Raw genomic sequence first — 21,096 nt, forward strand, 5'->3', positions numbered from 1 at the left:
TCAAACACCAGCCTCGCTAGCAAATTCTACAGGGATGAACTCGGTGTCAATTCCGAACGCGCGCGGTCCAACGAACTCCAGCATATCGCTGGTACGCAGCACGTTGGGGGCAGGGATACCGTACATCGTAACCAAGCGTCCTTCTTGCAAATCTTCCGTCATGCAAGGTTGAAACGTTTCCTCATCGAGCACCAGCAGCAAGTCCGGCGTCAGGCACAAGTAGCGGTCGTTTTTACGCGCATAGTTGTACTCGTTGCCGAATCCGACCTCCACGACCTGGCCGTCCCATCGCTCCGTACCCAAAATCTCAAAGCGTCCCTCGATCAAGCCGTTCCGAAAACTGCGGCTGATCCCGCGAATTTTCCCCTGGATCAGACAGTGCGGCGCGCCAAAGATCGAGTTGGTCAGCACCGCATACATTTCCTGCAGGCACGCTGCCCGGCTGGGCGTTTCGAGAAAAATCCGCCCCAACTCATAAATCAATTGCAGCGTACTGGGCAAAATCACGGTGCTCATCTGCCTTCCGTCCATCCCGAATCCGGCGATATACACGATTCCCCCCATCGGGTGAACCTGCTGCCTGGCTTCACGGACGATCCGGTAATTATCGGCTTCATCAAACAAACGTGTTTCACGATGCTGGTTGCTCATGGCAAGCGGACCAGCCTGCACTCCCATCAAATGAAAGGAGGACATGTGTATTTCCGGAAACGTGCGGCCTGTACCGTCACCATCTACAATCGGCAGGTTGCGCTGTGCTGCGACGATGAAAGGGACCATCGCATTGGCTCCCCCCACATTGAGGGCGATCAATGCCGTGGCTTTCGCTGCACGCGCTGCTTCATAGCAATCCAGCGCAAGCAGCCCCTCTTCTCCCGTAGACATCTTTTCGTCGCAAATCACAGACGAGCCGATGCTGGAGAGACAGACAATATGATCGTTAGGCGCGATTTCGGTAAAAGGCAAAATTTCAATCTCCTGCGAATCGCTCATAATCGATTGCACCAGCGAACTGAGCGTAAACGGATCTCCTCCTCCGCCAGAGCCAAGAAACTTGGCGCCGAGCGCGAAATAAGGAATATCCTTTTTGGTGATTTTCCACGCCATTTTGTAACCCCTTTCGGTGCATCCCTATATAAGCAACTACCATGCCAATCAATGAATAAGCAGGTAAAAGCAGTGAATGTTTATACAAAAAATTTTTATTGAATTTCCTTTCTCATCGCTTTTCTCATTTTCTATCATGCAAATTACGTCAAAATTTGTGTTTACACTGGTGATTACTCTCGTTTTTTCACGTTTTTGCGCGTTTTATCATTATTTTAAACGCCATTTTTTCAACTTGCGATAAAGCGTCGGCAAGCTGACGCCAAGCGTCTCTGCGACCTGCCGTTTCCCTTCCGTGTCTCGCCCATACTGATCCAACAGCTGCAAAAGCGATTCCTTTTCCTCCGATTCACTGCTGTGCCGGCGCGGCACCCGCCTTTCTGCTTCCGCGTGCCCCATCGATTGCTCACGCAGCTGCAGAGGAATGCTCTGCAACGTGACCAGATCGCCGATCTCCAGCTGGACGAAATGCTCGACCACATTCTCCAGCTCCCGGATGTTCCCCGGCCAACGATACGCAAGCAGCCGCTCCAGCACCTGCTGGGACAGTCGTTTCGGCGTGCGTCCCAGATCAAGCGAGAGCTTTTTCATGAAATACTCGACCAAAATCGGAATATCGTCCTTCCGCTCCCGCAGCGGCGGGATGTTGAGCGGGATCACATTCAGCCGGTAATACAGGTCTTCGCGAAATTTTTCCTCCGCCACCATCTTCTCCAGATTGCGATGCGTTGCCGCGATGATCCGCACATCCACATCGAGCGAATGGGTTCCGCCGACACGCTCGACCTTTCGCTCCTGCACGACGCGCAGCAGCTTGGCCTGCAAATGCAGCGACATGTCCCCGATCTCGTCGAGAAAAATCGTCCCGCCGTGCGCCAACTCGAATCGCCCTGCTTTTCCCTCACCTTTGGCTCCGGTAAACGCCCCGCCCTCATAGCCGAACAGCTCGCTTTCCAAGAGCGATTCGGGAATGGCAGCACAGTTGATCGCGACAAATGGTCCGGCGTGCCGCTGGCTCCCGCAATGGATCGCCTGTGCGAACACTTCCTTGCCCGTTCCGCTTTCGCCCCGGATCATGATCGTCGTCTCCCCGGACGCAATCCGGCGTGCCTGTTCTTTTACCGCCCGGACGGATGAGCTGTTTCCTTTTATATCGTCAAATGTATAGATCGTGCGCTTCTGCTGCAGCTTCTTTTTGGAAGGAGCCGGTCCCTCCGTAATGTGCAGCATCATCGTCGTCAATTTATCCGTCTCGTAAATGGATTTGCTCCGTACCTTCCAGACATTTTCCTTCTTGCCTGGCAGCGCAGCCGGCGTCAGGACGACCGTATCGAAATCTCTGCCGCGCTTCAGCTGCTTCCATCCTTGCTCCCCGATATGCGGCAAAAGGCTCGCGCCCAATAGCTGCAGGCGCGACTGCTGCATCAAGGTGCACATCGGCTGGTTCAATTCGAGAATCTGTCCTTCCGCATCCACCACCAGCACCGCTTCCGACGTGAGCGACAGCAAGGCGCTAATCTCTTTTTTTAACTGTTCCGTCTCTTTGGTACTGCGTCCAACACCGAGTTTGCTGACCAACAGCTCGCCAAGCGCATAGCTGTGCTCGGTCATCTGCTCCAGCCGCTCCTGAAACCACGATTGCTGCGCCTCTGTTTTGGGTACGCTGATCATCGCCAGACTGGAGACGGACTGTGTCAGGACGGGAGAAAAAATCGCCGTCGTAACCGGGCACTCCTGCTGCTGATGACAATTCATGCAGATGGCATGGCTTTTCTTTTCCCTCACCGCAAACAAGACACCGGAAACAAACACCCGCTCCACGATCAGACAGTCCTGCGGCAGCGACAACGTCGGCCAGCTCTCCTTCGCACCCGCCGAAAAAGGCGACTCCACGACATGTACGTCAAACGGAAGCGGTTCAGTCAAATGGGCAAGCAGCTCCCTTACTTTTCCAACACCCGCATTCATCTCATTCACCCGCCACTCTCTTTTCTCTCATGCTCCTATTATGTATGTTTATGCATACTGAATCTAGTGGGAGAAAAACTTGGCTTTACCAAACTTTTTATCGCCCGACCGTCTTTGCCCCAAAAAAGAAAAACCTCCGCTTAAATCGCAGAGGTTTCTGTGTGCATGTTTGCTTATCTTGCCGGGGTCGCGAGCGCATGCTCCTGCATCGTTCCTTCCTCCCGATAGCGGGTGTGGAAGGAAAACGCTTTTTCCAGCACATGCGGCGTATGTCCGCCACGGGACAGCGCTTCCTCGTAATACTCGCGCAGCTGCTGGCGGTACGACGGATGCGCGCAGTTTTCGATCACGAGCATCGCCCGTTCGCGCGGCGCCAGCCCACGCAGGTCAGCATATCCTTGCTCCGTGACGATGATGTCCACATCATGCTCGGTATGGTCGACGTGTGACACGAACGGCACGACGCTGGAGATGCGGCCCCCTTTGGCGATCGACTTGGTGACGAATACCGCGAGCCGCGAATTGCGGGCGAAATCGCCGGAGCCGCCGATGCCGTTCATCATATGTGTGCCGAGTACGTTCGTGGAATTGACATTGCCGTAAATATCGACTTCAAGCGCCGTATTGATCGCGATCAGTCCCAGCCTGCGGATGATCTCCGGATGGTTGGAAATCTCCTGCGGACGCAGCACGATCTTGTCTTTGTATTGGTCGAAATTCCCCAGCACCTCTTCCATTTTGGCAGGCGACAGGGTGATCGAACAGCCGGATGCAAACGTGATTTTCCCTGCATCAATCAGTTCAAACACCGCATCCTGCAACACCTCGGAGTATACCTGCAAATCGGTGAAGTCTGAGTCGAGGAAGCCGTTGAACACGGCATTGGCGACCGAGCCGATCCCCGATTGCAGCGGCGCGAGCGAGTTGGTCAGGCGCCCCTTCTTCACTTCATCTTTCAGAAATGCGATCAAGTGGTTGGCGATCTGCTGTGTCTCCTGATCCGGCTGGACGATCGTCGAAGGGGAGTCTTTTTGGTTCGTGATGACGATGCCTTTGATCTTGTCCAGATCGACCTCAATGCCCGGCAGGCCGATGCGCTGATCCACCGCAGTCAACGGAATCGGTTCCCGTTGGCCCTGCTCCTCCAAATCGTAAATATCGTGCACGCCTTCAAGAGCGAGCGGCTGCGCCATATTCAGCTCCACGATCACCGCCTTGGCCTGTTCCACAAAAACGCTGGAATTGCCGACGGACGTGGACGGGATGATCATCCCGTCCTCGGTAATTGCAATCGCTTCCACGATGGCAAAATCGATCGGGTCAAGCACATGGGCCCGAACCGCTTCCGCCGTATGCGACAGATGCTGATCGACGAACAACATCTCTCCCTGGTTGATTTTGTTTCTCATGACCGAATCCGCCTGAAACGGCAATCGTTTATGAACAATCCCGGCTTCCGCCATCACCTTGTCCACATCGGACCCAAGGGAAGCACCGGTATATACATTTATTTTAAAAGGCTTGTTTTCCCGTTTGGCACGCTCTGCCAATGCCATTGTCACTGCTTTGGCATCTCCGGCCCGGGTAAACCCACTTAGGCCAACTGTCATTCCGTCGTGAATCCAGCTTGCTGCCTCCTCGGCGGACACGATTCTCTCTTGGTAACGTTGATCACGTAAGCGCTCACATAACATTTACCCACACCTGCCATTCGCATTTTTGTACTTTTGACAAAAATAACACAGCTTCTGCCCAGGAGTACCGCAAAGCCGACAAAACAGCGCTGAAGATGACGAGCCAGCGAAATCGGCGACGAGCCAGCATAAAAACGGATTAAAACCCTAACCGCGCCCGAAACTGGCTGGCGTACGTCTGGCTGACAGGAATACGGCTTTGCGCGTTATCCTTCATCACCAGCATAAAAGTAGAGTGAAAATCCGGCTGAATTTCAGCGATTTCGTTCACGTTGACGAAAAAGGAACGATGGCACCGCACGAACTGGTCTTGCGGCAAAATCAAATCCAGCTCAGCCAGGCTGTATTTGTTCCGATACTGACCGTCTTTGGTATGCAGCCATGTTTTCTTCTCATCTGCGGAAATATAGGCGATCTGCTCAAAGGAAAACGGCACCCAGCGATCTTCCGCCTTGCCGATCAAAAAGCGGTGCTTGGGCAGCTTGACCTCTTCCCACGGCATGATTTTCGGGAAAATCGCCGTGACGCACCCTTCCAGCTCGCCACGCATCACAAGAGGAATGGACATGCCGTAATACGGCACGCCAAACACGTCCCGATCCACATATTGCGCGACTTTTTTCCGTTCGGTCAGCGCCTGCAGCGAAACGGTCCCCTGCCGCAGCAGGTCGCCCGGCTTGATTTTGAGGTCGATGCTTTCACTCGGTTGGTAATAGATATATTTGGATTGATCCGTTATCGCGATCGAGACGCGTTGCGGCAACATTTCGCTAAAAGCTTGGACAATAACAGGAACAGAAGTCAACTCCATCCTGATCCCTCCCCCAATTCTTCTCTCTCTATAGTAACCTGTTCATCGCCCAAAAAGTAACCCCAATCTATTTCCTATCTATTTAGTAGAATTTTCTGCACAGGGAATTTACTTTTCACGCTTTTTGCGATAATCTGTTAGCGTAGACAGGCTATCTGAGGGAGGTTTAACATGAAAATCTATAAAGCCCTGACAATCGCAGGTTCCGATACTAGCGGAGGCGCGGGTATTCAGGCGGACCTGAAAACATTCCAAGAACGCAAAGTGTTCGGTATGACCGCCTTGACCGTCATCGTCGCACAAGATCCGGCAAACGGCTGGTTTCATAATGTATTCCCGATCGATACAAAGCTGGTTGAAGCGCAAATTGAAACCGTTGTCTCCGGCATCGGCATCGATTCCTTCAAAACAGGGATGCTTGGTTCCAGCGAGCTGATCGAACTCGTCGCTCGCAAAATGGAAGAGCTGAACATGCCAAACCTCGTCATCGACCCTGTCATGGTTTGCAAAGGCGCTGACGAAGCTCTCCATCCGGAAACCGCGATCAGCTATCGCGATGTGCTGATCCCGAAAGCGACCGTTGTCACCCCGAACCTGTTTGAAGCAGGTCAATTGAGCCAAAAAGGCACGCCAAAAACGCTTGATGAAATGAAAGAGGCAGCGGCGATCATCCATGAACTGGGCGCGAAGTACGTACTCGTCAAAGGCGGCGGCAAGCTGCAGCATGAGCGCGCTGTCGACGTTCTGTACGATGGCACGACTTTCGAACTGCTGGAAAGCGACCGCATCGAAAAAGCTTACACGCACGGTGCAGGCTGTACGTATTCCGCAGCGATCACGGCCGAGCTGGCAAAAGGCAGACCGGTACGCGACGCGATTTTGACAGCGAAAGCTTTCATCACCGAAGCGATCCGCCACTCCTTCCCGCTTAACCAATATGTTGGCCCGACTTACCATGCAGCATACCGCGACGTGGAAAAAGCGTAGTCTTCTTCACATGCAAAAGGACCGCCAGGAGTCATCCTGCACGGTCCTTTTTGTTTGCTCATTCCCCAAAAATTTGCTCGAGATGATGCTCCATATGTACGACATCGTCCTCGATCAGCCAGCCAAGCGTAAACGGCGGTTCGGACCACGCATAAATACGCCTGCTGCTCCTCCGTAATCCCGCCGATCACCCGGACTATGCGCCGATGTCGGTTTTCTGCATCTTTTGCTTGATCAGCTGCAGCACGCTGCTTTTGCGCACATCGATAAAATATTGCGTCGCCGCGTCGGGCACCACGATGATCCCCAACTGGTGATGGCTGCCCGCATAAATCGCACACTGCAAAAATTTGATCTCGCCATCATGGGTCAGCGCCTCCAGCTTGCAAAACGCCGGATTCACTTGCAGCGCCGGATACAGCTGCGCCTTTTCCTTGACGGCGACGCCGTTCACCTTCACGATAATCTCGCCCGGCAAAATCCCCATTTCCGCTGCGGGCGTATTCGGAAGAACCGCCATCACTTTAATGCCGCGCGACGATTGGATGTAATACGGAGGCAGTTTATTTTCACGCCATCTGCTGTAAAACACCATGCCCTCGTGCCCAAACAGCGCAAACAAGGCGGCGAGAAAAAGCAAACCGGGCAGCCAGCTTGCGCCGTACACCAATGCCAATAAAAGCAAGGAGTACAGGCCGAGCTGGGAAGCGATCTCGCCTGCCTTCTGCTTGGGGGGCATCGCTTTGGTCAAATCGGAATAACCCGTGACAGCCGGCAGCAGCAAAAGGCTCCACGATGCCGCATCAGGCGAAAACAGCGGCCACCCGGGAAACAACGCCGAATGCCCTACGTTCCAGCCGGTCGGAACGTCAACGAGCAGCACCAGCGGGGTAAACCAGAAGGAATGCAGCTCATAGACACCGACAATCCGCCCCCGCTTCCCCTCCATGAACAAAGGAGACGCATCTTTTCCGCCATTCCAGCGCACCAGGAACGCCTCCGCCAAATGAAGGATCGCAGCCAGCGCCAAAAGCGGCAGCGGCTTTGCATCAAGCAGCACCTGCCAAACCGCTCCAAACCCTTGCACATGGACAAGCTCCGGCAGCCAGCCGGCAATGATATGCAGCAAGCCCAGTACACCGGAAGCGTAGGCCAGACACAAAAAACGAATCCGGACCATCGCCAAAATCAGCGCAATCACCGACAGCAGCCACATATCCTGCACTCGTACGACCAGACCGAGACCAACCGAGACGACGGACACGAACAGCCCGCCCACGATGCCCATCCCGATCGAACGCATCGTTTGAATCAGCGGCGTCTGGATTCGCGCGGAGAAAAGCTGCCTTTCAAACGCCATCTGCTTGCGATAATGCAAATATATAAAAAGGATAAACAGGTACAACCCAGGATTCAGAAAAAAGCTTACCAAACCATTCATCCGTTCACCCCCTGTCTGTATTCAAAAAATCGGAAACGCCATACGCAAAAGAAAAACCGCGGTCCGATTCGTCCCGCGGTTACCATTTCTACACCGGAAAAGCAATTCCCTTCTAGCAGAAATTGGATTTACTTTTTCAATTGCTGCACCAGCACGTCAGCCGCTTTTTGCAGCTGCACGTCGTTTGCCGGATCTTTCAGCACAGCGACAATCGCTTCTTGCAGCGCATTGGCTGTCGCTTTGTCCACTTGACCGGTCGGGGTCAGCTTTTTCGATGCCTGGAAGGACTTGATCGCCGCTTCCGTCTTCTCATCGAAATAACCGTCCGTACGCACAGGCCCCAGCTTCAAGCCGGTCAAAATCATTTGCAGGTTTTTCACGTCTGCACTGTTCATATCCCGTTTCAGCACCTGGTCTTGCGGAAGCTGCGTCACCTTGAAGTAGTCTGGCTCCTTCACCGTTTCGTCCGGCGCGATTCCTTTTTTATGAATCCATGTGCCTTTCGGTGTCAGCCATTTGGCGATCGTCAGCTTGATCAGGCTCTTGTCCTGCATTTCAACGGTCGCTTGCACGGTTCCTTTCCCGAAGGAGTTTTCCCCGACAAGCTTGTAGCCGCCGCTCTCCCGCATCGCTCCGGCCAAAATCTCCGAGGCGCTGGCGCTTCCGCCGTCAATCAGCACATCGATCGGATACGGCTTCGGTTTATCCAGCGTCGACTTGATGACTTCTTCCGGCTTGCTCTTGTCGCCGTAGGCAACGCGAACGATGACGCCTTTGTTCGGAATCAGCATCTCGCCGATTTGTCTGACCGCTTCGACATAACCGCCAGGGTTGCCGCGCACGTCGACGATCAAGCCGTCGATGTGTTGATCTTCCAGCTTTTTCAGCTCCTTGCCGAAATGATCGGCCGTCTCTGCCGAGAACTGCGCGATTTCCAACACACCAAGCTTTTTGCCGTCTTTTTCAATCGTTTTGCTGTACACCGTTTCGATCGGAATGTCGTCACGAATGCACTCGACTGTGAAAGGCTCCGATACGCCAGGGCGCATGACTTTCAGGACAGCCTTCGTCCCTTTTGGACCGCGAATCTTCTGCACCGCTTTGTTCAGATCGAGGCCATCCAGCGACTCCCCGTTTACACTGAGAATCTGGTCATTCGGCAGCAAGCCCGCTTTCTCCGCAGGCGATCCTTTATACGGCGACACGATCGTGACGCGATTGTTTTTCAGCGTCACTTCCGCACCGATTCCCTGGAAGGTGGAATTGAGCATCGATTGCAGCTGCTGCGCCGACTCCGGGTCCATGTAGTCCGTATACGGGTCATCCAGGGAACCGATCATCCCTTTGATGGCCCCTTCGATCAGCTTGTCATCGGACACCTGATCGATAAACTTGCCTTTGACGATCTGGTACGCTTCGTTCAGCTTGGCTGCTGCTTTCGGCAGCGTACCGTTACCATTCGCTTGTGCGGCAACCGGCATTGTCGGGCTGGCTTGTCCGCTGCTGATGAGTGTGAAGGTTAACAAACTGCTCACGACCATGGAGAGCAGAATCATCACGAAAACTTGACGTCCGGTCCATCGCATGCTCTTTGACACCATCCTTTGTAATCCGGGTGAAAAACATATGCAGTTATTCTATGCAATCCCGGTTCACAATATTTGTGTTACCCATATTACTGTAAATATGGTCTCGGGTCTACCGCAACGTCATCCTTATAGACTGTAAAATGCAGGTGGTTACCGGTGGAACGGCCTGTAGAGCCGACCTCCGCGATTTTTTGGCCTTTTTTCACAGCTTGTCCCGCACTTACTTTGATTCCGCCCTCACGAATATGCCCGTACAATGTGGTGATATGTTCGTTATGCTTGATCATGACGCAGTTCCCAAAGCCGTTCACATAGCTGGCGACGATCACGATGCCGTCTTCAGCCGCGAAAATGCTTGTCCCTTTTGGCGCGGCCATGTCGAGACCGTTGTGCCCAGCCGACTTTCCGGTAAAGGGGTCGGTACGCATCCCGAACCCGGACGAGAAACGGAAGCTGCCTGGTGGCAACGGAAGTCCCAGTGCTCCGCCTCTGTAGCTGCTTGCCGCAAGCAGTTTGGAGCGCTCCGCCAATTTGGATGCTTCCTCTCTGGCATAAGCCAGCAGCTTTTCTTCTTCCTCTGCCTGAATTTCATGCAAATCTTTTTCCTGCTTTTGCAGCTCCGCCTTGATCACCGTGCTCTGTTTGTACTGCTTGTCCAATTCGGCTTTGAGATTTTCCGCCTCGGCAAACATATTCTCGTAGTTTTTCAGATGCTTCTCGACCTCGGCTTTTTTCGCTTCGACCGTCTGCTTGTCTTTCAGATTGTCTTCCAAAATGCGCGTGTCCGATTCGACGATCAGCTGGACACCCTGCAGGCGGGTGAGGAAGTCGCCGATGTCCGAGGAGCCGAGCAGCACTTCCAGGTAGGTGGAGTTGCCACGCTCGTACATGGAGCGCAGGCGCGTCTTGAGCATCGTTTCGCGCTTCGCGACGCGCTCCTCCGCTTCATCGAGCTGCTCTTGCGCCTGAACCGCTTTGGCCGTGGTTTCCTCAATCTGCTTGTCCAGCTTGTCGAGCCGTCCTTGCGTCTCATTGCGACGCAAATCGATCGCCATCAGCTCATTGTTCAGATTTACTTGTTTCTTTTGGATTTCATTGATTTGTCCGGAGATTTTGTTGATTTCGGACTGCTGCGATCGTTTCTTCTTTTTTATTTCATTGATTTCCTGATTGATCTTGTCCAAAGATTTGCTTGCATACCCGACCGAAGCCGGATAGCTGCTCCACACGATGGCGCTGGATAGAACCGCCAAAAGGATCCCCTTCTTGTTCATGCTCTTCCTCCCCAAAGGTTCAGTCTCACAAACCTGCTATTTCGTACTTGTTTACACACGCAAGAAGCGACGTACGGAAACCATACTGCCCCAGATCCCGATGAAGGCACCGATCGCCAGCAGCAACAGCGCTACCTGATAGCCCAGCGGGAACAGCGGCAACAGCTTGAAGAACGGAATCACACTTCCATTGGTGACCAGACTCAAAAGGTAATGATAACCGAAGCCCAGAACCAGGATCGGAATGAGCGCGCCAACCATGCCCATCATCAGTCCTTCGACAAAGAAAGGCCAACGAATAAACCAGTTGGTCGCACCGACCAGCTTCATGATTTCAATCTCGCGGCGGCGCGCCACGATCGTCAGCTTGATCGTGTTGGCAATCAGGAACATCGCGGTAAACGCCAGTCCGACGATGAAGACGATCCCGATGTCGCGCACCGTTCGGGTCGTGACAAACAGCTTCTCGACCGTGCCCTCCCCGTAATTCACATCGGTGATGGACGGGATTTTTTTAATCGCCTGCGCGACTTCCGCCGTATCCTGCGGCTGTTTGGTTTTGACGACGAATGAATCGGGAAACGGATTCTCCTTCTCCATGCCGTCCAGCAAATATCCTTTTTCCCCCATGCTTTTCCTGAAGTTGACCAAGCCTTGCTCTTTGGACACGTATTGGACGCTTTCCACTTTTGGCAATGCCTTTAATTTTGCTTCAAGCTGCTCAATAGCCGGCTTATCCGCCAAGAGATCGACGAACACGCGGATTTCCACCTGCTTCTCGATCGTTTGCGCAATATAGTTGACGTTGAACGCCAGGAGTAAGAACACTCCGAGAATAAACAGGGTGATGGTCACCGCGCTGATCGAGGCGAATGTCATCCAGCCGTTGCGGCCCAGATTCTTCATCCCCTCGCGCACGTGACGCCCCAGCGTTCTAATCTTCATAACCGTATTCCCCTCTCTGCTGGTCGCGCACGATTTCGCCCGCTTCGATGGCAATAACCCGTTTGCGCATGGTGTTGACGATTTCGCGGTTATGCGTCGCCATCACGATGGTCGTCCCACGGTTATTGATTTCTTCGAACAGGTTCATGATGTCCCAGGAGGTTTCCGGGTCCAGGTTACCGGTCGGCTCGTCGGCGATGATGATGCCGGGATTATTGACCAGAGCCCGCGCCAGTGCGACACGCTGCTGCTCCCCGCCGGACAGCTCGTTCGGCAGCATTTTGGCCTTGTGTTTGAGCTTGACCAGACCAAGCACTTCCATCACCCGCGGCTTGATGATCTTTTGCGGCGCTTCGATGACTTCCATCGCAAAGGCGACATTTTCCAACACGCTTAAATTCGGCAACAATTTGAAATCCTGAAACACGACACCAATGCTGCGTCGAACCGACGGTATTTGTCGTTCCTTGATTCGACTTACGTTAAATCCGCCAAGAAAAATTTGTCCTTTGCTTGGCTTTTCTTCCCGATACATTAACTTGATAAAGGTCGATTTCCCTGCGCCGCTCGGACCGACGACGTAGACAAACTCCCCTTTTTCGATGCGGACGTTGATCCCTTTTAACGCGTTCGTTCCGTTGGGATAGGTTTTCCACACATCAAACATCTCGATCAAACTAATCACTTCCCAACTACTCAGATTTCTCCTATGTATCGCAATCTTTTCGACATTTCCCATCGTCTTTTTGTTGCAAACAACAGACATTTTCCGCAAATTGGCGCCCGTTCTTCCCATTATACCACCGTAAAAAGGTCAATGTTATCCCCTAAATCTCTCATCTTTTTGTCGAAAAAGTAGTGGGGAGGGGATGATTTTTGTGGCCGATCGGGGATTTTTGCAAAAAAGCGCCGCTCCGCCGTTGCCATGCCTGCTGGGGGCTGTGGGGACGGGCATGGCAAAGGCTGCGCCGCGCTTTTTTGCAAAAATCCGCTGCTCTGGCCACAAAAAACACTTGAAGGGGATGGAGAAAAAAGCATCAAAAACCCCTTTCCTTCTATCAGAAAGGGGTTTCCTATTACTTATTTATACCGGCGACCCTACATCAATCAGCGATTCGATCATCACTTTTTGACTGTTGGCATCGATCCATGCTTGTGTAACGACCAGCTTCTCGCGGAATGTGGCGATTTGTTTTTCGACCTGGTTGCGGGCGGTGCCGCCCAGTACATTGCGTGCGTTGACGACTGTGTCGACATCAAGTCTGTTGTAAATGTCTTCCTCGACGAGCGGGGAGAACGATTTGAATTCTTCCAGGGAGCAATCCAGCAAATATTTGCCGTTTTGGATGCAGTACAGCACCGCTTTGCCTACGACTTCATGCGCCTGGCGGAATGGCAAGCCTTTGGAAGCCAGATAGTCGGCCAGATCGGTCGCGTTGGCGAAATCGTTCGTTACGGCTTGGCGCATACGCTCTTTGCGTACCTGCATGGTTTCCATCATCGGTGTCAGGAGGGCCAATGCGCCGTGCAGCGTTGCGACCGTGTCGAACATGCCTTCCTTGTCTTCCTGCATGTCTTTGTTGTACGCCAGCGGCAAGCCTTTCAGGACGGTCAACAGACCAAACAGATTCCCGTAGACACGGCCCGTTTTGCCGCGCACGAGTTCGGCGACGTCCGGATTTTTCTTCTGCGGCATGATGGACGAGCCTGTGCAGAATGCATCATCCAGCTCGATAAAATTGAATTCCTGGCTGCTCCAGATGATCAGCTCCTCGCACAAGCGGGAGAGATGCGTCATCAGCAGCGCGGATGCGGAAAGGAACTCCACGATAAAATCACGATCGCTCACCGCGTCCATGCTGTTCACGTAAATCCCGTCAAAAGCGAGCATTTCCGCAACGAATTCGCGATCGATCGGGAATGTCGTCCCAGCCAGCGCACCTGCTCCGAGCGGCAGCACATTGACGCGCTTCCAGCTCTCCTGCAAGCGCTCGATGTCACGCTGCAGCATCGATACATAGGCGGTCAAATGATAGCCGAGCAGCACCGGCTGCGCACGCTGAAGGTGCGTATAGCCGGGCATGACGGTATCCAGATGATTTTCCGCCTGGTTCACCAGCGCTTTTTGCAGGTACATGGCCAGTTGGATGATTTCCATCATTTTTTCGCGCAGATACAAGTGCATATCCAGCGCCACCTGGTCATTGCGGCTTCTGCCGGTGTGCAGCTTGCCGCCGACAGGGCCGATTTCATCGATGAGCAGCTTCTCGATATTCATATGGACGTCTTCGTTCGCCACCGTGAATGTCACCTGGCCGCGCTCGATCTTTTCTTTCACCTTTTTCAAGCCGCTGATGATTTGCTTCACTTCGTCCATAGGAAGGATGCCGCACTTGCCGAGCATGGCGACATGAGCGAGGCTGCCGACAATATCCTGGCGCCACATCTGCTGATCAAATGTAATCGAGGCTGTATATTCATCTACCAATTGATTGGTCGGTTTTGTGAAGCGTCCTCCCCATAGTTTCATTGGGTAATCGCATCCTTTTCTTTAACAATGTTGATGTTGGTTTTGAACGATTTTTGCAGGTAGCCTTCGTTCACTTGCGCATGAACTTTCGTTGGCAAGCCCCACAGTTTGATGAAGCCGATCGCTGCTTTATGGTCAAACGTATCGCCTTTTGCATACGTAGCCAGTTCGTGGCTGTACAAGGTGTGCTCGGATTTGCGGCCTACCACGATCGCATGGCCTTTGTGCAGCTTCACGCGCACGACGCCTGTTACATGCTGCTGGGTTTCCTCGATGAACGCTTCTACCGCATTGCGGATTGGCGAATACCAGAGGCCTTCATAAATGATTTGGGACAGTTTTTGCTCGATGATTGGCTTGAATTGCGCCACTTCGCGAGGCTGTGTCAAAAATTCCAGCTCACGGTGTGCCAGGATCAACGTTGTAGCCGCCGGTGTCTCATACACTTCGCGCGATTTGATCCCTACCAAACGGTTTTCTACGTGGTCGATGCGACCTACACCGTGGTTGCCTGCGATTTTGTTCAGCTTCAGGATCAGATCGGACAGCAGCATTTCCTCGCCGTTCAGCGCGGTTGGCACGCCTTTTACAAACGTGATTTCAATCTCTTCCGCTTCATCCGGAGCATCCGCGATGGATTTGGTCAAATCGTATGCGCCTTCTGGCGGAGCTGCCCATGGATCTTCCAGCACGCCGCACTCGCAGCTTCTACCCCACAGGTTTTGGTCGATGCTGTACGGGTTGTCGAGGTCGATCGGAATTGGAATGTTGTTTTGTTTTGCATATTCGATCTCTTCATCGCGCGTCCAGCCCCACTCACGGACAGGCGCAACGATTTTGAGGTTCGGATTCAAAGCGGTAAAGGACAAGTCGAAGCGCACTTGGTCATTCCCTTTGCCCGTGCAACCGTGCGCTACTGCAACCGCCCCTTCTTTCTCTGCGATTTCCACCAATACGCGGGAGATCAGGTAACGGGACAGCGCGGAAACGAGCGGATATTTGCCTTCGTACATCGCGTTTGCTTTCAATGCAGGCAAAACCAGTTCTTGTGCAAACGTTTCTTTCGCATCAACCACGATGGATTTGATGGCGCCTACTTTCAACGCTTTTTCCTGTACGAAATCCAGGTCTTTCCCTTCACCTACGTCCAACGCTACCGCGATAACGTCGAAATTGTATGTGTCTTGCAACCATTTGATTGCTACAGATGTATCTAAACCGCCGGAATAGGCCAATACGATTTTTTCTTTGCTCATTTTTGTTTTCTCCTCACTTCGTTCGAATGTATATGAGTAATTATACATTCGAGTTAATAAAAATACAACAGGAAAAATTGTTACTTTTTTACCGATAAAACGTACTGTTTTTGTAACCGTTACCTGATACTTCCAAATTAACTGGGTAAGGAGGCGTTTTATTTTGAAGTGGGAGAAAGTAGTCGCGAGTACGATGGTGCTAAACATGCTGGCATTTGCGCCAGCGAGCGCATTCGCCGATGCTTCCGGCGGGATAAGCGCATTGTCGGAGCAGACGCCGCAAAGTGTGCTGGACCGTGTCGATGATCTGAAAAATGCTTTGCCTGAGTTGAAAAAACTGCAACTGAACTACGTGAATGCTCAAGAGGATACCGGTAGCAGACCTGCTCTCTGGAGCGTCCATTTGGCAGCCGATTCGGGACAAAAGCTGACCGCTACCGCTCACATCGTATTCGAGCAGAAAAGTGGAGATATTGTTCAATATGAGTATAAAACGCTTGATTGGCAGTCGCCCGCCCCACCCACTGCAGCGCTGGCGAAAAAAGCTGCCGCCGCTTTCTCGGATTCGTTGCTGCCAGGCAGCTATGCCATATCGGACGAATTGATCGTTGGAGAACCGAAAACCAACAAGGAGAATTTGCTCGGGGTAAAGGTGTATCAAAAAGTGAATGGAATCCCGCTGCAAAACGGCTGGTCAACCATTTGGGTCGACTGGGAAGGTCATGTTGTCTCTTACCAACAGAGCGACATCAAGCTGCCGAAAGAGGACACTTTCCCCAATCGCTTCAAGGTCATTACTCCGGAAACAGCGAGAGAAGCGTTTGCCAAAGAGGTTGAAGTCATCCCCGCTTCCAAAAACAACGAATATACATACAAAATTATGTATAAAAACGCAATCAATGCTGTATCCGGTGCCGCTGAGCCAGCTGATCCACATCAAGATCGGTTCGTCGGCATACAACCTGTATCCACCGCTGCAAAACCGTTGACCGTACAGACCGTGACAGAGGCCATGACCTTGCTCACATCGTCATTTGATTTTGAGCCTGGCACGCTTCCACTGAAGGAAAGCATCGAGAAGGATGGCGCCGAAACCGTCAAGCTGTACACGTGGGGCCCTGCCGTCACGACAGACGTGCAATCGGTCGAGGTGCGCACGGTGCCCAAAACCGGGCTGATCAAAAGCGTTGCCCTCAGACGCCATCAAGCGTCCGCTCCCGCTGATGAATCCGGCGCGGCAGATCGAGCGCTTCCGGCCGGGATTCGATTTGCCCAGCAGTATCTTCCTGCCGATGTGGAGTCGATCTCCATCAAGCTGCGTAGCTGTTCTGACAATGAAACCGAAATCGAGATGCAGCCTGTTTCCAAAGACGGCATTCTCAATGACAGCAGCGGTTTCCTTCGCATCATCGCAAACAAGTTCAGCGGCAAAATCTCACGCTTTGAATACGATCCGCAGACCAAGCAACCGACAGTTCCGGCAAACAAAAACGCCGTTCCACTGGAAACGGCGAAAGCGATGTATCTGAAACAATTGAAGCTTGAGCTGTTTTACGTCGTGCCTCTTGACCCGAAAGAGTCGCCAAAACTGGTGTACCTCCCTGCGATCCCGAGCCAATCTACCTACATGAACCCTGTCACGGGGGAAATCACGACTGAACAGGACGATTGGCAATCCCGTTAAGCAAAATATCGACGGTCATCGCGATCAGCTCATCATCCGAACGCATCGGGATGTCGTCAAACACGTCGACCGATTTGAAAATGACCATGCCTGCCAGCATCGAGATGAATGCGCGCACGATCATGTCTGACGGGAGCGGCCGCAGCTCGCCGGATGCGATTCTGCTTTCAATGAATTGCTGCGCCAGATTTTTGGCTACCTTTCCGACATGATTGATGATCGCATCGCGCAGCTCTTCATGGAAAAACGCCTCCTGAAAAAGGATGCGGGCGTGATCGCGATTGGCCTCCAGCAGTGCCAGCCGGTTTTTGTACAAGCTGGTGAACACCTCGCCGAGCGGCTGCTCCTTCTGCGGCTGCAATATGGTACGGACATCCTTCAGCAGAAACGGTGCCGCGCTTTTGACGACCATCGGTGCTACCGCTGCGATCAGGATGTCCTTTTTTGATTTGTAGTGGCGAAAGATCGTCCCTTCTGCCACGCCCGCTTCCTTGGCGATTTCTGCCGTCGAGCTGGCATGGAACCCTTTCTCCGCAAACAGCTTGATGGCCGCCTGCAAAATGCTTTTTTGCTTGGCTGTCATGACATCTTCATCTTTCAGCTCATTCAAAAACACTTGAATATTTTCTTCAAATGCATCCCCACTCACGTTCGCATCCTCCTTAACTCCCATTCGACCATATTCCCTAGTCGATTTGCTTGCGGAAACGAAGCATGGCAATCACGATCATCACAACGCAAAATGCCGTCATGCCAAGTGTATCCAACCAAAGCGCGGATAAATCCACGCCTTTGAGAAAAATGCCGCGCAAGATTTCCAAAAAATAAGTAAGCGGGACGAGCCCACCCAACCATTGTATCACGAGCGGCATCGTATCGCGCGGAAACATAAAGCCGGAGAGAAGCACGCTCGGCAGGATGAAGGCAAAAGCCACCTGCATCGCCTGCAGCTGCGTTTTGGCGATCGTCGAAATGAAAATGCCCAGCACAAGCGTCGTGATGAGAAAGAGCAGCGATAACAGCACGAGCAGCAGGATGCTTCCCTTTACCGGAACACCGAACCAGTACGTTCCGAGAAAGAGCACGATACAAAAGGAAAAGAGGCCGATCGCGACGTAGGGTGTAATTTTGCCAAGGAGCAGTTCCAGGGGGCGGATCGGCGTGACGATCAGCTGCTCCATCGTGCCGCGCTCCTTCTCCCGGACCAGCGAAAAAGCGGTGAGGATCATGGTCACGTTTTGCATGATCAGGCCGATCAAGCCGGGAATGTTGAACACGATGCTTTCCATGTTGGGATTGAACAACACCCGCGATTCCAGGGAAAGCGGCAGCTCCAGCTTGCCCATGCCTTGTTTTTGCATGTTGGCCTCCTGAATGGAGATCGCTTTGTTCTGTACGATCAGCTGCGCATTCGACACCGCTGTCCTGGCGATGTTGGGATCGGAGCCATTGACCAGCAACTGAACGGCCACCGGCTCATTGCGATCGCGTTTCGTGGCAAAATCGGCGGGTATCACCAGCCCTGCGTCAATTTTGCCCTGATCGATCAGCTGCTCCAGTTCGTCATCGCTCTGCACATACGTCGCGATCGCGAAAATGTTCGTGTTGGCCAGGTTTTGTGCCAATTCGCGGCTGTCCGCCGAGTGGCTCTGATCCCAGACGCCTGTCGCGATGTGCTCGACATCGGTATTGACGGCATACCCAAACAAAAACAGGAGCATGATCGGCATAACCAGCGCAATGCCGAGGCTGGCACGGTCACGGCGAATCTGGATCGCTTCCTTTTTGACAATCGAACGATAGCGCGACCAACTGAAATGCTTCATGCCCTCCCCTCCCTTTCCTTGGCTGTGCCTGCGTTTCTCGCCGCCTTCCGCTTTGCTTCCTCCTGCTCGACAAGCCCGATGAACACGTCCTCCAGATTGTGCGCACCCATTTGCTCGATCAACTGCTGCGGTGTCCCTTGGGCCAGCAGCGTGCCGAAAAAGATAAACCCGATGGCATCGCACGTTTGGGCCTCATCCATGTAATGCGTGCTGACCAGAATCGTCATGCCTGCACGTGCCAGCTTATGGATCACATCCCAGAAAATCCGGCGCGACACCGGATCGACACCCGCTGTCGGCTCGTCGAGAATCAAAAGCTCTGGCTGGTGCAAGAGCGCACACGAGAGGGCGAGCCGCTGCTTCCAGCCGCCAGACAGCGATCCTGCCAGCTGTTTTTCCCGCCCGGTCAAACCCGCCATCTCGATCAGCTCGGCTTTCCTCTTCACCAGTTCGGCACCGGAAATTCCGTACACACCGGCATAAAAATCAAGGTTCTCCTCAACCGTCAAATCTTCATACAGGCTGAATTTTTGTGACATGTAGCCGATCCGCTGCTTGATTTCCTCACTCTCGGTCATCACATCGAACCCAAGTACCTCCCCCTTCCCGGAGGTCGGCACCAAAAGGCCGCACAACATGCGGATCGTCGTCGACTTACCCGAGCCATTCGGCCCCAAAAATCCGTAAATCGTCCCTTTTTCAATCTCGATGGAGACGTTATTGACAGCGATCCGCTCCTGGAACACCTTCGTCAAGTTTTCGCACCGAATCACGACCTCGCTCATTTCGCTCCCACCTGTTCTGTCACGTATACGTCCGCAGGCATTCCGGGGCGGAGCTTGTCGAAGCCGCTTTCCATGGCGACGGTGACGGCGAACACCATTTTGGTTCGCTCCGCTGTGGTCTGTACGTTTTTGGGCGTGAACTCCGCTTTGTCGGCTATCGAACGAATGACACCGGGGAACTGCTCATTCGGGTAAGCATCGACTTTTACCGTCACTTTCTGCCCGACATGCACTTGGCCAAGTTCAGCTTCCGGTATATATACCTTCACTTTGAGCTGATCCTTTTTCATCATGGTGAACAAGGTGGAACCCGCTTTTGCCAGCTCGCCTTGCGTAACGTTTTTGCGCAGGATGGAGCCGTCAGCCGAGGCAAGCACCTGTGTCTTTTCCTCCTGCAGCCTGGCTTCGTCCAGCTTTGCCTGGGCTTGCAGCTGTGCGGCCAAGAGCGCTTTCAGATTGTAATCCGTGCTTCCTTCCTGCAACAAGGCCAGATCGGCCTGCGCGCTGTCCATCTGCGCTTTTGACGTGCCGACGGTAGCCTGCGCCGCTTCCCAGTCTTCCTTTGCCGCGGCATACTGGGCCTGCGTTGAGGAGAGCTGCGCTCTCAATTGGTTCACCTGGGTTTGCGCCTGATTGACAACCTCGGCCTGTGCGTCCAGGTCCCGCTTGGAAACCGCACCGCTTGCGAACAGCCGATTTGTATCCTGCAAGCGGGATTGCTGGTACGCGAGCGTCTGCTTGGCGCCTTCCAGCTGGCTTTGCGCCTGATTCATCTGGTCTTGCACACGATCCAGATTCGCCTTGGCCTGTCTGACGCGCGCTTGTGCCACTGTCACTGCGGATGCGGCTTGCTGGACTTGTGCCGCTCCTTTTTTCAGCGTCTGGTTGCGGGACCCGGCTTTGGCTTCTTCCAATCGGGCGGTGGCCTGCATCAAGGCAGCCTCGGCTTCTTTGACGGCCAGCGCATAGCTTCTATCATCGATGACGGCGAGGACGTCATTCTTTTTGACCGCTGCTCCTTCATCCACATCCAGTTTCAGCAGAGTGCCGCCTACCTCCGCAACCACCGGCAGCTCTTCTGCTTCCAACGTCCCCGATAAGGCAGCCGCATCATGATGGGAAAACGAGCAGCCTGTTGTCAGTGCCAGCAAGGCGGCCGCAATCCCCCCGATCCAAAAGGTCCGTCGCATCATGATAAT

At 53.2% G+C, this 21,096-nt stretch carries 18 protein-coding genes; 3 read left to right on the forward strand and 15 right to left on the reverse strand.

The features are described from left to right. The 4 genes from ACTID9_RS26770 to ACTID9_RS26785 all read right to left on the reverse strand — a co-directional run bounded on the left by ACTID9_RS26770 (position 1) and on the right by ACTID9_RS26785 (position 5,580). Complete coding sequence (locus ACTID9_RS26770; RefSeq protein ID WP_441068387.1) at positions 1-1,107, reverse strand: DUF917 domain-containing protein; 1,107 nt, start codon at positions 1,105-1,107, stop codon at positions 1-3. A 210-nt stretch (positions 1,108-1,317) separates the two neighbouring features. Beyond that, the gene (locus ACTID9_RS26775) at positions 1,318-3,075 is read right to left on the reverse strand and encodes a sigma-54 interaction domain-containing protein (protein WP_441072742.1); all 1,758 of its coding nucleotides are present in this window, start codon (positions 3,073-3,075) and stop codon (positions 1,318-1,320) included. Between the two features lie 173 nt (positions 3,076-3,248). Next, entirely contained in the window at positions 3,249-4,769 is a 1,521-nt protein-coding gene (locus ACTID9_RS26780) for an acetyl-CoA hydrolase/transferase family protein (RefSeq protein ID WP_441068389.1), read from the reverse strand. 139 nt (positions 4,770-4,908) lie between these two features. Next, entirely contained in the window at positions 4,909-5,580 is a 672-nt protein-coding gene (locus tag ACTID9_RS26785; protein WP_441068391.1) for a LytTR family DNA-binding domain-containing protein, read from the reverse strand. Positions 5,581-5,751: 171 nt separating this feature from the next. On the opposite strand from ACTID9_RS26785, the gene pdxK reads away from it, so the two are divergent. After that, a complete protein-coding gene (gene pdxK / locus ACTID9_RS26790; protein ID WP_441068393.1) occupies positions 5,752-6,567 on the forward strand; it encodes a pyridoxine/pyridoxal/pyridoxamine kinase in 816 nt (271 codons plus the stop codon). Positions 6,568-6,763: 196 nt separating this feature from the next. Here the strand turns inward: pdxK and ACTID9_RS26795 are convergent, their stop codons facing one another. The 5 genes from ACTID9_RS26795 to ftsE form a co-directional block, all read right to left on the reverse strand. Next, a complete protein-coding gene (locus ACTID9_RS26795) occupies positions 6,764-8,008 on the reverse strand; it encodes a PDZ domain-containing protein (protein ID WP_441068395.1) in 1,245 nt (414 codons plus the stop codon). 128 nt (positions 8,009-8,136) lie between these two features. Continuing rightward, positions 8,137-9,594, reverse strand: coding sequence for a S41 family peptidase (locus ACTID9_RS26800; RefSeq protein ID WP_441068397.1), 1,458 nt, complete (start codon positions 9,592-9,594; stop codon positions 8,137-8,139). An 89-nt stretch (positions 9,595-9,683) separates the two neighbouring features. Next, positions 9,684-10,871 carry a murein hydrolase activator EnvC family protein gene (locus ACTID9_RS26805; RefSeq protein ID WP_441068399.1) on the reverse strand — a complete coding sequence of 396 codons (1,188 nt, stop codon included), beginning with the start codon at positions 10,869-10,871 and terminating at the stop codon, positions 9,684-9,686. A gap of 51 nt (positions 10,872-10,922) precedes the next feature. Next, positions 10,923-11,816, reverse strand: a complete 894-nt coding sequence (gene ftsX, locus ACTID9_RS26810; RefSeq protein WP_441068401.1) for a permease-like cell division protein FtsX — start codon at positions 11,814-11,816, stop codon at positions 10,923-10,925. Continuing rightward, positions 11,806-12,492: a cell division ATP-binding protein FtsE gene (gene ftsE, locus ACTID9_RS26815; protein ID WP_441068403.1), complete on the reverse strand. Its 687-nt coding sequence runs from the start codon at positions 12,490-12,492 to the stop codon at positions 11,806-11,808. The genes ftsX and ftsE overlap by 11 nt, the downstream gene beginning before the upstream one ends. Before the next feature lie 193 nt (positions 12,493-12,685). Between ftsE and ACTID9_RS26820 the strand changes: the two genes are divergently transcribed. Next, positions 12,686-12,949 (forward strand): hypothetical protein, encoded by a 264-nt coding sequence (locus ACTID9_RS26820; protein WP_441068405.1) that lies wholly within the window; start codon positions 12,686-12,688, stop codon positions 12,947-12,949. Here the strand turns inward: ACTID9_RS26820 and argH are convergent. Further along, positions 12,901-14,346, reverse strand: a complete 1,446-nt coding sequence (argH, locus tag ACTID9_RS26825; RefSeq protein WP_441068408.1) for an argininosuccinate lyase — start codon at positions 14,344-14,346, stop codon at positions 12,901-12,903. The genes ACTID9_RS26820 and argH overlap by 49 nt on opposite strands. Then, the gene (locus ACTID9_RS26830) at positions 14,343-15,602 is read right to left on the reverse strand and encodes an argininosuccinate synthase (protein WP_441068410.1); all 1,260 of its coding nucleotides are present in this window, start codon (positions 15,600-15,602) and stop codon (positions 14,343-14,345) included. Before ACTID9_RS26830 ends, argH begins: the two co-directional genes overlap by 4 nt. 163 nt (positions 15,603-15,765) lie before the next feature. Between ACTID9_RS26830 and ACTID9_RS26835 the strand changes: the two genes are divergently transcribed. Beyond that, positions 15,766-17,286: a hypothetical protein gene (locus ACTID9_RS26835; RefSeq protein ID WP_441068412.1), complete on the forward strand. Its 1,521-nt coding sequence runs from the start codon at positions 15,766-15,768 to the stop codon at positions 17,284-17,286. Here the strand turns inward: ACTID9_RS26835 and ACTID9_RS26840 are convergent. Genes ACTID9_RS26840 through ACTID9_RS26855 form a run of 4 tightly spaced genes read right to left on the reverse strand, consistent with a single transcriptional unit; the run spans position 17,252 to position 21,090 of the window. Further along, complete coding sequence (locus ACTID9_RS26840) at positions 17,252-17,935, reverse strand: TetR/AcrR family transcriptional regulator (protein ID WP_441068414.1); 684 nt, start codon at positions 17,933-17,935, stop codon at positions 17,252-17,254. The genes ACTID9_RS26835 and ACTID9_RS26840 overlap by 35 nt on opposite strands. A gap of 37 nt (positions 17,936-17,972) precedes the next feature. Continuing rightward, entirely contained in the window at positions 17,973-19,112 is a 1,140-nt protein-coding gene (locus ACTID9_RS26845; RefSeq protein ID WP_441068416.1) for an ABC transporter permease, read from the reverse strand. Further along, positions 19,109-19,897, reverse strand: coding sequence for an ABC transporter ATP-binding protein (locus ACTID9_RS26850; protein ID WP_441068418.1), 789 nt, complete (start codon positions 19,895-19,897; stop codon positions 19,109-19,111). Before ACTID9_RS26850 ends, ACTID9_RS26845 begins: the two co-directional genes overlap by 4 nt. Next, positions 19,894-21,090, reverse strand: a complete 1,197-nt coding sequence (locus tag ACTID9_RS26855; protein WP_441068420.1) for an HlyD family secretion protein — start codon at positions 21,088-21,090, stop codon at positions 19,894-19,896. The genes ACTID9_RS26850 and ACTID9_RS26855 overlap by 4 nt, the downstream gene beginning before the upstream one ends. Positions 21,091-21,096 lie beyond the last annotated feature (6 nt).

Source organism: Brevibacillus fluminis (assembly GCF_052072235.1).
GTDB classification, from domain to species: Bacteria; Bacillota; Bacilli; order Brevibacillales; family Brevibacillaceae; genus Brevibacillus_D; species Brevibacillus_D fluminis_A.

What these genes read in the sequence shown, in the direction of transcription:
- ACTID9_RS26770 (WP_441068387.1), bottom strand. Translation starts at nt 1,107, where the DNA reads ATGGCGTGGAAAATCACCAAAAAGGATATTCCTTATTTCGCGCTCGGC.
- ACTID9_RS26775 (WP_441072742.1), bottom strand. Translation starts at nt 3,075, where the DNA reads ATGAATGCGGGTGTTGGAAAAGTAAGGGAGCTGCTTGCCCATTTGACT.
- ACTID9_RS26780 (WP_441068389.1), bottom strand. Translation starts at nt 4,769, where the DNA reads ATGTTATGTGAGCGCTTACGTGATCAACGTTACCAAGAGAGAATCGTG.
- ACTID9_RS26785 (WP_441068391.1), bottom strand. Translation starts at nt 5,580, where the DNA reads ATGGAGTTGACTTCTGTTCCTGTTATTGTCCAAGCTTTTAGCGAAATG.
- pdxK (WP_441068393.1), top strand. Translation starts at nt 5,752, where the DNA reads ATGAAAATCTATAAAGCCCTGACAATCGCAGGTTCCGATACTAGCGGA.
- ACTID9_RS26795 (WP_441068395.1), bottom strand. Translation starts at nt 8,008, where the DNA reads ATGAATGGTTTGGTAAGCTTTTTTCTGAATCCTGGGTTGTACCTGTTT.
- ACTID9_RS26800 (WP_441068397.1), bottom strand. Translation starts at nt 9,594, where the DNA reads ATGCGATGGACCGGACGTCAAGTTTTCGTGATGATTCTGCTCTCCATG.
- ACTID9_RS26805 (WP_441068399.1), bottom strand. Translation starts at nt 10,871, where the DNA reads ATGAACAAGAAGGGGATCCTTTTGGCGGTTCTATCCAGCGCCATCGTG.
- ftsX (WP_441068401.1), bottom strand. Translation starts at nt 11,816, where the DNA reads ATGAAGATTAGAACGCTGGGGCGTCACGTGCGCGAGGGGATGAAGAAT.
- ACTID9_RS26820 (WP_441068405.1), top strand. Translation starts at nt 12,686, where the DNA reads ATGATTTTTGTGGCCGATCGGGGATTTTTGCAAAAAAGCGCCGCTCCG.
- argH (WP_441068408.1), bottom strand. Translation starts at nt 14,346, where the DNA reads ATGAAACTATGGGGAGGACGCTTCACAAAACCGACCAATCAATTGGTA.
- ACTID9_RS26830 (WP_441068410.1), bottom strand. Translation starts at nt 15,602, where the DNA reads ATGAGCAAAGAAAAAATCGTATTGGCCTATTCCGGCGGTTTAGATACA.
- ACTID9_RS26845 (WP_441068416.1), bottom strand. Translation starts at nt 19,112, where the DNA reads ATGAAGCATTTCAGTTGGTCGCGCTATCGTTCGATTGTCAAAAAGGAA.
- ACTID9_RS26850 (WP_441068418.1), bottom strand. Translation starts at nt 19,897, where the DNA reads ATGAGCGAGGTCGTGATTCGGTGCGAAAACTTGACGAAGGTGTTCCAG.
- ACTID9_RS26855 (WP_441068420.1), bottom strand. Translation starts at nt 21,090, where the DNA reads ATGATGCGACGGACCTTTTGGATCGGGGGGATTGCGGCCGCCTTGCTG.